This is a genomic window from Citrobacter sp., from assembly GCF_050252275.1.
Taxonomy (GTDB): Bacteria; Pseudomonadota; Gammaproteobacteria; order Enterobacterales; family Enterobacteriaceae; genus Citrobacter_A; species Citrobacter_A amalonaticus.
The window spans coordinates 1-11719 of sequence record NZ_JBFWLF010000134.1; the positions used below are offsets into that span (position 1 = coordinate 1).

Below are 11719 nucleotides of genomic sequence, written 5' to 3' on the forward strand. Positions count from 1 at the left end.
GTGATTGTCGCAACAGAAAAATGGCTGATAATAAAAAAGGCAGATTGCTCTGCCTTTTTTACCAGGAATTATCTGAGTAGAGCGTTTATTTCAACTCTTCAGCTTCCGGCAATGTAACGTTAAGTTCGAGAATGGAAATATCGCCGTCCTTTTGTTCAAGCTGAACGGTGACCATTTCCGGATCAATTTGTACATACTTACAAATGACCTCAAGAATATCTTTACGCAACTGCGGTAAATAATGCGGTTCAGCGTCACTACGACGACGCTCAGCAACGATAATCTGCAATCGCTCTTTCGCGATGTTCGCTGTACTCTTTTTCCGCGAGAGAAAAAAATCCAGTAATGCCATAACTTATCCTCCGAACAGGCGTTTGAGGAAACCTTTCTTCTCTTCGTCAATGAAGCGGAAAGGACGTTCTTCTCCCAACAGACGGTCTACCGTATCGGCATACGCTTTACCTGCGTCTGCATTGATGTCCAGAATGACCGGTTCGCCCTGGTTAGAGGCGCGCAGAACAGACTGATCTTCCGGGATAACTCCGACGAGTTTAATGCGCAGGATCTCCAGCACATCTTCCATACTGAGCATGTCGCCACGGTTAACACGGCCTGGGTTGTAGCGCGTCAACAGCAGATGTTCTTTAATCGGATCTTCACCGTTTTCGGCACGGCGCGATTTAGACGCCAGAATACCCAGGATACGGTCAGAGTCGCGTACCGAGGAGACTTCCGGGTTGGTGGTGATAATCGCTTCGTCAGCGAAATAGAGCGCCATTAGCGCGCCGGTTTCAATCCCCGCAGGGGAGTCGCAAACGATAAACTCGAAATCCATTGCTTTCAGATCGTCGAGAACCTTTGCCACGCCTTCACGCGTTAATGCGTCTTTATCGCGCGTCTGAGAGGCCGGAAGAATAAAGAGATTCTCAGTGCGCTTGTCCTTGATGAGCGCCTGATTGAGTGAAGCATCACCCTGAATGACGTTGACGAAATCATAAACAACCCGACGCTCACACCCCATAATCAGATCGAGGTTACGCAGGCCGATATCAAAATCAATAACGACAGTTTTCTTTCCCTTCTGGGCCAAACCAGTAGCGATGGCCGCGCTGGAGGTGGTCTTGCCAACGCCCCCTTTACCCGAAGTAACTACAATAATGCGTGCCATAGAAATTCCTTGTTAAAAAGGGATCAATTCAACGGTTGAACTGTCAAAGCGTTATCTGCTAACTGCAGACGCGCCGCTTTGCCATAAAATTCTGCTGGGATTTTATCACTCAGCCAGTAAACACCTGCGATAGACACCAGTTCTGCCGTCAGATGGGTACAAAAAATTTGCGCATCCCGGTCACCACTTGCCCCTGCCAGCGCGCGACCTCTCATCATGCCATAGACATGAATATTGCCATCGGCGATCAGCTCAGCGCCAGCACTGACGTGACTTGTAACAATCAGATCACATTGTGGTGCATAAATGCGTTGACCGGAACGAACGGGTATATCAATAAATCGCGTTTTTGTGACGGGAGTAGCGTTTTGCACTACAACGGCGGGAGCAATGGGTTCAGCCGGAGCGGAACGCGCCATTTTCTCTTTACCTTCAGTGAGTAAAGGAAGGCCCATTTTGTCGATTTCAGCTTTGAGCCGGGCATCTTTACAACCGCTGACGCCAACAATACGCAATCCCGTCGACGCCACCACCTTCTGCAACTGCGGCCAGTTTACCGGCGCATCAAGGCTACTGACATTCACTACCACAGGAGCATGTTTTAAAAAAGCAGGAGCCTGAGCGATTTTATCTTCTAACGCCTGACGAATAACCTCGGGTTCTGCTTCATGTAAATGAACCACTGATAAGGTGAAGCTACTGCCTTTAAGTTCGATGGGCGTGTTTGACATCCTGGCCTTACTCAATTTGCTATTTATCATCCCCGATGTGGAGTGATATTCCGAAGTCCAGAAGGCATGTTATAGTCACTATTATATTGAGGCAAGTCGCCATCCGTTTAATTCAGAGTAAAATGTATGTTTTGTGTGATCTACAGAAGTGCTAAGCGTGACCAGACCTATTTGTATGTCGAAAAAAAAGACGATTTCTCACGTGTGCCTGAAGAACTGATGAAAGGATTTGGTCAACCACAGCTGGCAATGATATTGCCGTTAGATGGTAGCAAAAAGTTAGTCAACGCCTCGCTGGATAAAGTAAAACAAGCCTTAACGGAGCAGGGATATTATTTACAACTGCCTCCGCCGCCCGAAGATTTATTGAAGCAACATCGTTTCAACGCCTCACAAAACAATCCAGAAACCGATAAATAAACGGTACCCGGCGTCATACCTGTCGGTGCCATTCCTGAAGTCAACGATGACAAATTAGGGGAAAATGAATGTATCAACATCATAACTGGCAGGGTGCGCTGCTTGATTACCCGGTAAGCAAAGTGGTGTGCGTGGGGAGCAACTACGCCAACCACATCAAGGAAATGGGCAGCGTCACGCCGGATGAGCCGGTGCTGTTTATCAAGCCGGAAACCGCCCTGTGCGATTTGCGCCAGCCGCTGGTCATTCCGACGGATATGGGCTCGGTGCACCATGAAGTCGAACTGGCGGTATTGATCGGCGCGACGCTGCGTCAGGCGACCGAAGAGCATGTTCGTAAGGCTATCGCTGGATATGGCGTGGCGCTCGATCTGACGCTGCGTGATATCCAGGGCAAAATGAAGAAAGCCGGGCAGCCCTGGGAGAAGGCAAAAGGATTCGATAATTCATGCCCGTTATCCGGATTCATTCCGGTCGCAGAATTTAACGGCGATCCGCAGGCGACGCCGCTGGGTCTGACGGTCAATGGCGAGGTTCGCCAGCAGGGTACAACGGCGGATATGATCCATAAAATCGTCCCCTTAATCGCCTACATGAGCAAATTCTTTACCCTCAAAGCGGGTGACGTCGTGCTGACCGGCACCCCGGAAGGCGTCGGACCGCTCGCCAGCGGCGACGAGCTGGTGGTCAATTTTAACGGTCACACCCTGACAACCCGCGTCCTGTAACGCCTGCTTGCCGCCTTTTTAGGCGGCAAAACTTGCATCAACGTGCCAGACTGGTTATAAGGTGCAGCTTTATAGCAATGGCGGATACCCTGATGAGCGATTTACCTTTCTGGCAACGTAAAACCCTGGATGAAATGACCGATGCCGAATGGGAGTCGTTATGTGATGGCTGCGGTCAGTGCTGCCTGCATAAGCTGATGGACGAGGATACCGACGAGATTTATTTCACCAACGTCGCCTGCCGCCAGCTCAACATCAAAACCTGCCAGTGTCGCAATTACGAACGTCGGTTCGAGTACGAGCCTGACTGTATCAAGCTAACGCGTGATAACCTGCCCACCTTTGAATGGTTGCCGATGACCTGCGCCTATCGTCTGCTGGCGGAAGGGAAAGGACTGCCTGAATGGCACCCGCTGCTGACGGGGTCGAAAGCGGCAATGCACGGCGAGCGAATTTCGGTGCGTCACATTGCGGTAAGAGAGTCAGAAGTCCATGACTGGCAGGACCATATTCTCAACAAACCGTCATGGGCGGACTAAACCGCCCGGTCTGATTTCAGGCTAACGGCAAAAAAAACGCTCCCGGTTGGGAGCGTCAGACTGCTGCAAAGAAGGAAAAAACGTGGTTTTTCCTTCTTTGTGGTTATCAGCCGAAAATCAATGAATTGATTTTCCTGGTTTTTAATGAGGTGATCTTTGCTTGTCCGGTATCGGGATGAAATAAGTCATCGCTCTCACGCTCCCGGTTGGGAGCGTCTGAGATTAACGACCGAACAGATCGCGTCTTTTCGGTTTAAGCGGCTGAGCAATCAGCACCAGAACCGCGACGACCAGATAGGCAACGAAAATGCCTAATAGCCATTGCGGCATTTCCAGAGATAAAAATTCCCACTGACGCTCGGCGCAATCACCAGAGGCGACAAACACCTGTGGCAACCATTTGTCCAGTGGCAACCAGGCAGGGAAGCGAGCCATGAAATCACAGGTCATGAACGGGGAAGGGTGTAACTGGATCATGGTATGTTCCCATGTCAGTTGAACCCCACGCCAGGCACTGTAGATCCAGATAATCAACGCCACATAGCGCAACGGTGTTTTAGGCGCAATAGCCCCAACCAGACCGGCCCCCATGACGCCAAACAGCGCACAGCGTTCGTAGATGCACAGTACGCACGGCTTAAGCAGCATAACGTGCTGAAACCACAGCGCGACCAGTTCAAGCGCTAAGGCAGTAAAAGCCATCAATAACCACGCGCCCCGACCCCGTGAGCACTGGTTCAAATATCGCAACATAATAATTTCCCTGCAACATGCGTAGACACGGCAGTGTAAACCAATTCGATTACCGCGCCACCAGGAGAAACTCAAATATTGTGTAATTGGAGAAATATCACGCAAAAAGGCAAACCGGGCAGTGAAATGCCCGGTTAGTTGTTATGAAAGTGTAGCTAACCAACCGGTTTGCATCATCCACTCGGTCATTGGCGTCAGGGTAAACTCGACGCACAGCAGACCGACGAGCGTCAGCACGATGGTATAGGGCAGCGCCATCCAGACCATCCGACCATAGGAGAGGCGAATCAGCGGTGCCAGTGCGGAGGTGAGCAGGAACAGGAATGCCGCCTGACCGTTCGGCGTCGCCACGGATGGCAGGTTTGTCCCGGTGTTGATCGCAACGGCTAACAGCTCGTATTGCTGCAGGGAGATCGCACCACTTTCCATGGCCGCTTTGGCCTCGTTAATGTAGATAGTACCGACGAAAACATTATCCGAGATCGACGAGAGCAGGCCGTTGAAGAGATAGAACAGCGTCAGTTGCGCGTGCTCTGAGGCCTGCAATACGTATTGAATAATCGGCGAAAAGAGATGTTGGTCGATAATCACCGCGACAATGGAGAAAAAGACCGTCAGCAGCGCGGTGAATGGCAGAGATTCGGTGAACGCCTTGCCAATGGCATGTTCATCCGTCACGCCGGTCAGCGACGTTGCGAGGATAATCACGGAGAGGCCAATCAGTCCCACTTCCGCCAGATGCAGCGCCAGGGCAATCACCAGCCAGACGCCGATAATCGCCTGCACAATCAGTTTTACTCTGTCCTGACGTGAACGCTGATGGCGGCTCTGATCGTCAAACTGCTGCAAGACGTCACGCACTTTTTCCGGCAGTGTTTCGCCATAGCCAAACCAGCGCAGTTTCTCAACCAGTACACAGGTGAGCAGGCCGCAAATCAGTACCGGAACGGTAACAGGCGACATCCGCAGGAAGAAGTCGCCAAAGTGCCAGCCAGCGGCTTTGGCGATGATCAGGTTCTGCGGCTCACCCACCATCGTCATCACGCCGCCCAGAGCGGTACCCACCCCGGCATGCATCATCAGACTGCGCAAAAAGCCGCGGAATTGCTCAAGCACTGTTTTGTAGTGTTGATCAATGTGACTGTCATCCAGGATGTCGCTATCATCGCCGCGGGAAGAGGCCACGCGGTGATAAATGCCGTAGAACCCGACGGCGACGCTGATCACTACCGCTACCACGGTCAGTGCGTCAAGGAAGGCGGAAAGGAAGGCCGCCGCCACACAAAACGCCAGCGACAGCAGCATTTTAGAACGAATGCTCAGCAGCAGCCGGGTAAAAATAAACAGCAACAGCTGCTTCATAAAATAGATGCCCGCGACCATGAACATCAGCAGCAGTAAAACTTCCAGATTGTTTGCCACCTCTTCGCGAACATGCGCGGCGCTGGTCATCCCGATGATAACTGCTTCAATGGCTAACAAACCGCCCGGTAGCAGTGGATAACACTTCAGCGCCATCGCCAGCGTGAAGATGAATTCCGCCACCAACAACCAGCCCGCAACAAACGGGTTGATGATGAAAATCAGTGGATTAACTATCAGGAAGATCAGTAGCGCAAGCTTGTACCAGTCTGGCGACTGGCCTAAAAAGTTGCGCCAGAGCGCGCGGCCCCATGAGAGTTCCATTATGGTTTCCCTTACCTTATTTATTGAAATGATGTTTTTATGGTTAGCGACAAAGAGTAACGGTCAGTCTGAATACAGGCAAGCCTTTCACCCCAGACAGCCAGCGTTATCAAGAAAATGAAGCCTTGATCCACTTTTTCTTCGTTGTGTCTCCTATCGGGCATGTAACCCGTCTGGTATGATGAGTGTAACTATGTTTTGCTGTGTAATGGAAATCTCACTATGGTCATTAAGGCGCAGAGCCCGGCGGGTTTCGCGGAAGAGTACATCATTGAAAGTATCTGGAATAACCGCTTCCCTCCTGGCACTATCTTGCCTGCAGAACGAGAACTCTCCGAACTGATTGGGGTGACACGTACCACTTTACGTGAAGTGCTGCAGCGCCTGGCGCGAGACGGTTGGTTGACCATTCAGCATGGCAAACCGACGAAGGTGAATAATTTCTGGGAAACCTCCGGACTGAATATTCTTGAAACGCTGGCGCGTCTCGATCACGAAAGCGTCCCGCAGTTGATCGACAATCTGCTGTCGGTGCGGACCAACATCTCCACCATCTTCATTCGTACCGCGTTTCGTCAGCATCCTGACAAAGCGCAGGAAGTGCTGGCGACCGCGCAGGAAGTGGCCGATCACGCCGATGCGTTTGCCGATCTCGATTACAACATTTTCCGTGGTCTGGCATTTGCCTCCGGCAACCCGATTTATGGTCTGATCCTGAACGGCATGAAAGGGTTGTATACCCGCATTGGTCGTCACTATTTTGCCAATCCGGAAGCGCGCAGCCTGGCGCTGGGTTTCTACCATAAGCTGTCGCAACTGTGCCTGCAGGGCGCGCACGATCAGGTGTACGAAACGGTGCGTCGTTACGGTCACGACAGCGGCGAAATTTGGCACCGGATGCAGAAAAACCTGCCTGGCGATTTAGCCATTCAGGGCCGCTAAAAACGAACCCCCTCACGATGAGGGGGTTTTTGTTTACAGGCTGTTCATTCTGGGGGGGCAGCGCTCCAGCAGTTCCACGCTTCCGTCCTCGTTTTGCTGTTCCAGCAACACATCAAATCCCCACAGCCGATGCACATGCTTGAGCACCTCTTTGCGGCCTTTATCCAGCGGCGCGCGATTATGCGGAATATAGCGCAGGGTGAGGGAACGATCGCCCCGCAGATCCACGTTCCAGACCTGAATATTCGGCTCTACGTTGCTCAGATTATATTGCGACGAGAGGCGGTTGCGGATTTCGCGGTAGCCTTCTTCGTTATGAATGGCAGAGATTTCCAGATAGTTATGCCGATCGTCATCCAGCACTGTAAAGAGGCGAAAATCGCGCATCACCTTCGGCGACAGGAACTGGCTGATGAAGCTCTCATCTTTGAAGTCGCGCATGGCAAAATGCAGCGTTTCCAGCCAGTCGGAACCGGCGATATCCGGGAACCAGTACTTATCTTCTTCCGTCGGCGACTGGCAGATGCGCTTGATGTCCTGGAACATAGCGAAACCCAGTGCGTAAGGGTTTATGCCGCTGTACCACGGGCTGTTATAAGGCGGCTGGAACACCACGTTGGTATGGCTGTGTAAAAACTCCAGCATAAAACGTTCGGTGACTTTCCCCTCGTCATACAGGTGGTTCAGGATGGTGTAATGCCAGAACGTGGCCCAGCCCTCGTTCATCACCTGCGTCTGTTTCTGCGGATAAAAATACTGACTGACTTTGCGCACGATGCGCAGGATCTCGCGCTGCCATGACTCCAGCAGTGGGGCATTTTTTTCCATAAAGTAAAGCAGATTTTCCTGCGGTTCTGAGGGATAGCGCCGCGCTTCGGCAATCGTCTTCTCTTCCTCTTTTTTCGGCAGGGTACGCCACAGCATGTTCACCTGGCTTTGCAGATACTCTTCACGACTCTGTTGGCGGGCCTTCTCCTCCTGGAGGGAGATTTTCTGCGGGCGTTTATAGCGATCAACGCCGTAGTTCATCAGCGCGTGGCAGGAGTCGAGCAATCGCTCAACCTCGTCCACGCCGTATCGCTCTTCGCACTGAGTGATGTAATTACGCGCGAAGATCAGGTAATCAACAATGGAGCTGGCATCAGTCCAGCTGCGGAACAGATAGTTATTTTTGAAGAACGAGTTATGTCCGTAACAGGCGTGCGCCATCACCAGCGCCTGCATGGTAATGGTGTTCTCCTCCATCAGGTATGCAATACACGGGTTGGAGTTGATCACAATCTCATAGGCCAGCCCTTGCTGACCGTGCTTGTACAGTCGTTCGGTCTCGATGAATTTTTTACCAAACGACCAGTGAGGATAGTTAATCGGCATTCCGACGCTGGAATATGCATCCATCATCTGCTCGGAGGTGATGACCTCAATCTGGTGCGGGTAGGTATCCAGTCTGTAGAGTTTCGCCACCCGGTCTATTTCCGCCAGATAGACATCCAGCAGATCAAACGTCCAGTCGGGTCCATCGCTCAAGCGTGTGGTGTCCTTGTTCATGGAATCAATCGTAGCCATTCGCGCACCCTCATTGTTGGCGGCACTCTCTGTGTGGAGCACCTCATTTCAAGCATAGAACACCCGGTTAAAAACCGTGTCAGTGAAGAAATATTTTCTTTGCGATTTCCGCTGGTCGACTCGCCAGATTACGGGGTGGTCACGATATTTTCTGCTGGATAAAAATAACCCACAGCATGAGATGCCAAAGCAGGGAGTTCATTGCTCTGCCTGCTATATGTGAGATGTGTCACCATAAAAAAGCCATATGTTGAATAATATTTTCATCTGGGTTATCAAGATGTAATTAGATGATTGTTCTTTTACTGTTACTGTTAACGGAGTGGCTATGCGAGTTGTCATACTGGGAAGTGGCGTCGTTGGCGTGACCAGCGCCTGGTATCTGAGTCAGGCTGGACATGATGTTACCGTTATCGATCGTGAACCCGGCCCGGCGCTGGAGACCAGCGCGGCGAATGCGGGGCAGATCTCTCCGGGCTATGCCGCGCCCTGGGCTGCGCCGGGTGTACCGCTGAAAGCGATTAAATGGATGTTCCAGCGCCATGCGCCGCTGGCCGTTCGTCTTGACGGGACACAGTTCCAGCTAAAGTGGATGTGGCAGATGCTGCGCAACTGCGACACCAGCCACTACATGGAAAACAAAGGGCGGATGGTACGTCTGGCGGAATACAGCCGTGATTGCCTGAAAGCGCTACGTGCGTCGACCGGTATCCAGTATGAAGGGCGGCAGGGCGGGACGCTGCAACTGTTCCGTACCGCGCAGCAGTATGAGAACGCCACGCGCGACATCGCCGTGCTGGAAGACGCCGGTGTGCCGTATCAGTTGTTGGAAGCCAGTCGACTGGCGGAAGTCGAGCCGGCGCTGGCGGAAGTGGCGCACAAACTGACCGGCGGCTTGCGTCTGCCGAATGACGAAACCGGCGACTGCCAGCTCTTTACCCAGCGTCTGGCGCAGATGGCCGAACAGGCGGGCGTCAAATTCCGCTTCAACACACCGGTGGATAAACTGCTCTGCGAAGGCGAACAGATTTACGGCGTGAAATGTGGGGATGAGATCGTTAAAGCCGATGCGTACGTCATGGCGATGGGGTCTTACTCCACGGCGATGCTGAAAGGGATTGTCGATATTCCGGTCTATCCGCTGAAAGGCTATTCGCTGACGATTCCGGTGGCGGAAGAGGACGGCGCGCCGGTTTCGACTATTCTTGATGAAACTTACAAAATCGCCATTACCCGTTTTGACCAGCGCATCCGCGTGGGGGGGATGGCGGAAATTGTCGGTTTCAATACCGAACTGCTCCAGCCGCGTCGGGAAACGCTTGAGATGGTGGTGCGCGATCTCTACCCGCGCGGGGGGCATGTTGAGCAGGCGACATTCTGGACCGGTCTGCGGCCAATGACGCCGGACGGTACGCCCGTTGTGGGACGTACCCGCTTCAAAAATCTGTTGTTAAATACCGGACACGGTACGCTGGGATGGACGATGGCCTGTGGTTCAGGGCAGTTGCTGAGCGATATATTGTCAGGTCGCACGCCCGCCATTCCGTATGACGATTTGAGCGTGGCGCGCTACCACGCAGGCTTTACGCCTTCACGTCCCCAACATCTGCACGGCGCACATAACTAAGAAGGACGAGAGATGACCCGCCCTATACTGGCCAGCCTTGACCTGCAGGCGATGAAACAAAACCTGAGCATTGTGCGTCAGGCCGCACCGGACGCCCGCGTCTGGTCAGTGGTGAAAGCCAATGCTTATGGACACGGCATAGAACGTATCTGGAGTGCGCTGGGCAACACCGACGGTTTTGCCCTGTTGAATCTGGAAGAGGCGGTCACCCTGCGTGAGCGCGGCTGGAAAGGGCCGATCCTGATGCTGGAAGGTTTTTTCCACGCTGAAGATCTGGAACGGTATGACACCTGGCGTCTGACCACCTGCGTGCACAGCAACTGGCAGCTCAAAGCGATCCAGAATGCGAAGCTTAAGGCGCCGCTGGATGTCTATGTGAAGGTTAACAGCGGCATGAACCGCCTGGGATTCCAGCCGGAACGGCTGCAAACCGTCTGGCAGCAACTGCGCGCGATGCCGAACGTCGGTGAAATGACGCTGATGTCGCATTTTGCCGACGCTGAGCACCCTGACGGGATCCACAATGCAATGGCGCGCATCGAGCAGGCTGCGGAAGGGCTGGATTGCCGGCGTTCGCTGTCAAACTCCGCGGCCACGCTGTGGCATCCTGATGCACATTTTGACTGGGTACGCCCGGGCATTATTCTCTATGGCGCTTCGCCGTCAGGTCAGTGGCGCGATATCGCCAATACCGGACTGAAGCCAGTGATGACGCTGAGCAGCGAAATCATTGGTGTACAGACACTAAAAGCGGGAGACCGCGTCGGCTATGGCGGACGTTATACCGCCAGAGGCGAGCAACGTATTGGTATCGTGGCGGCTGGCTATGCGGATGGCTATCCGCGCCATGCGCCGAGCGGCACGCCGGTGCTGGTGGACGGTGTCCGGACCACGACGGTGGGAACAGTGTCAATGGATATGTTGGCGGTGGATTTGACGCCATGCCCGCAGGCGGGCATCGGAACGCCGGTGGAGCTGTGGGGCAAAGAGATCAAAATTGACGACGTGGCGCAATCAGCTGGAACGGTGGGTTATGAGCTGATGTGTTCGCTGGCGTTGCGCGTTCCTGTTGTGACGGTGTAACTTTTTTGGTATTGCCGGATGCCGGCGCGATGCGCCTGATCCGGCCTACAGCACACGCTACGCGGCGTCTCAGTAGGCCAGATAAGCGCCGGTAGAGTCACTATTCTTCGTCTTCATCCCCGGCAACGCGGACACCGACTTTGCGCACCTGATTATCCTCTTTTTCGGCAACCGTCCAGATCATCCCGGCAAATTCGACCTGGTCGCCGACGACCGGGGCGGCACCCAGCAGTTGCTGAACAATTTCCCCCAGCGTTTGCTGCTTATCGCGGTACTCCGTTCCGTTATCCAGACCATAAATCAGCGCCACATCGGCATACTTGGCGTTGGCTTCGAGAATAAAGTCGCCGAAGAAGCGCTGATCCAGCGCCACCGGCGGCGACTGGCTGAACAATTTGCCCAGCGCCGGGAGATCGCGTTCACGCCCGATGACGCACAGCACATCGCCTTCACGCAGACGAGTGCTGCCGGTGGGA

12 protein-coding genes and 1 pseudogene are annotated in these 11719 nt (G+C 53.3%); 6 read left to right on the forward strand and 7 right to left on the reverse strand.

Annotation, left to right across the window (positions count from 1 at the left end):
- Positions 1-85: 85 nt before the first annotated feature.
- From minE to minC, 3 genes are read right to left on the reverse strand one after another with little or no spacing between them, the layout of a single operon-like run.
- Positions 86-352 (reverse strand): cell division topological specificity factor MinE, encoded by a 267-nt coding sequence (gene minE, locus AB7E14_RS12770; protein WP_043000436.1) that lies wholly within the window; start codon positions 350-352, stop codon positions 86-88.
- A 3-nt stretch (positions 353-355) separates the two neighbouring features.
- Positions 356-1168 carry a septum site-determining protein MinD gene (gene minD / locus AB7E14_RS12775; protein ID WP_043000437.1) on the reverse strand — a complete coding sequence of 271 codons (813 nt, stop codon included), beginning with the start codon at positions 1166-1168 and terminating at the stop codon, positions 356-358.
- Between the two features lie 23 nt (positions 1169-1191).
- On the reverse strand, positions 1192-1899 hold the full coding sequence (gene minC / locus AB7E14_RS12780; RefSeq protein ID WP_090049212.1) for a septum site-determining protein MinC: 708 nt from the start codon (positions 1897-1899) through the stop codon (positions 1192-1194).
- Between the two features lie 126 nt (positions 1900-2025).
- Here minC and AB7E14_RS12785 point away from each other — a divergent pair, with 126 nt between their 5' ends.
- The 3 genes from AB7E14_RS12785 to AB7E14_RS12795 all read left to right on the forward strand — a co-directional run bounded on the left by AB7E14_RS12785 (position 2026) and on the right by AB7E14_RS12795 (position 3586).
- Positions 2026-2319, forward strand: coding sequence for a YcgL domain-containing protein (locus AB7E14_RS12785; RefSeq protein ID WP_043000439.1), 294 nt, complete (start codon positions 2026-2028; stop codon positions 2317-2319).
- A 68-nt stretch (positions 2320-2387) separates the two neighbouring features.
- On the forward strand, positions 2388-3047 hold the full coding sequence (locus tag AB7E14_RS12790; protein WP_044257661.1) for a fumarylacetoacetate hydrolase family protein: 660 nt from the start codon (positions 2388-2390) through the stop codon (positions 3045-3047).
- Positions 3048-3139: 92 nt separating this feature from the next.
- Positions 3140-3586, forward strand: a complete 447-nt coding sequence (locus AB7E14_RS12795) for a YcgN family cysteine cluster protein (RefSeq protein ID WP_042318693.1) — start codon at positions 3140-3142, stop codon at positions 3584-3586.
- 222 nt (positions 3587-3808) lie between these two features.
- Here the strand turns inward: AB7E14_RS12795 and dsbB are convergent, their stop codons facing one another.
- Positions 3809-4339 (reverse strand): disulfide bond formation protein DsbB, encoded by a 531-nt coding sequence (gene dsbB / locus AB7E14_RS12800; RefSeq protein WP_043000441.1) that lies wholly within the window; start codon positions 4337-4339, stop codon positions 3809-3811.
- A 141-nt stretch (positions 4340-4480) separates the two neighbouring features.
- Positions 4481-6025 carry a Na(+)/H(+) antiporter NhaB gene (gene nhaB, locus AB7E14_RS12805; RefSeq protein WP_043000442.1) on the reverse strand — a complete coding sequence of 515 codons (1545 nt, stop codon included), beginning with the start codon at positions 6023-6025 and terminating at the stop codon, positions 4481-4483.
- 222 nt (positions 6026-6247) lie between these two features.
- On the opposite strand from nhaB, the gene fadR reads away from it, so the two are divergent.
- On the forward strand, positions 6248-6967 hold the full coding sequence (fadR, locus tag AB7E14_RS12810) for a fatty acid metabolism transcriptional regulator FadR (protein ID WP_042318544.1): 720 nt from the start codon (positions 6248-6250) through the stop codon (positions 6965-6967).
- A gap of 33 nt (positions 6968-7000) precedes the next feature.
- On the opposite strand, the gene AB7E14_RS12815 is transcribed toward fadR, so the two are convergent.
- On the reverse strand, positions 7001-8533 hold the full coding sequence (locus AB7E14_RS12815; protein ID WP_043000443.1) for a SpoVR family protein: 1533 nt from the start codon (positions 8531-8533) through the stop codon (positions 7001-7003).
- Positions 8534-8861: 328 nt separating this feature from the next.
- On the opposite strand from AB7E14_RS12815, the gene AB7E14_RS12820 reads away from it, so the two are divergent.
- Positions 8862-10160 (forward strand): D-amino acid dehydrogenase, encoded by a 1299-nt coding sequence (locus AB7E14_RS12820; protein ID WP_044257663.1) that lies wholly within the window; start codon positions 8862-8864, stop codon positions 10158-10160.
- A 12-nt stretch (positions 10161-10172) separates the two neighbouring features.
- Positions 10173-11243, forward strand: coding sequence for a catabolic alanine racemase DadX (gene dadX / locus AB7E14_RS12825; protein ID WP_044257665.1), 1071 nt, complete (start codon positions 10173-10175; stop codon positions 11241-11243).
- A 187-nt stretch (positions 11244-11430) separates the two neighbouring features.
- On the opposite strand, the pseudogene cvrA reads toward dadX, so the two are convergent.
- Positions 11431-11685: pseudogene (cvrA, locus tag AB7E14_RS12830) on the reverse strand (potassium/proton antiporter); the annotation flags it as partial.
- Positions 11686-11719 lie beyond the last annotated feature (34 nt).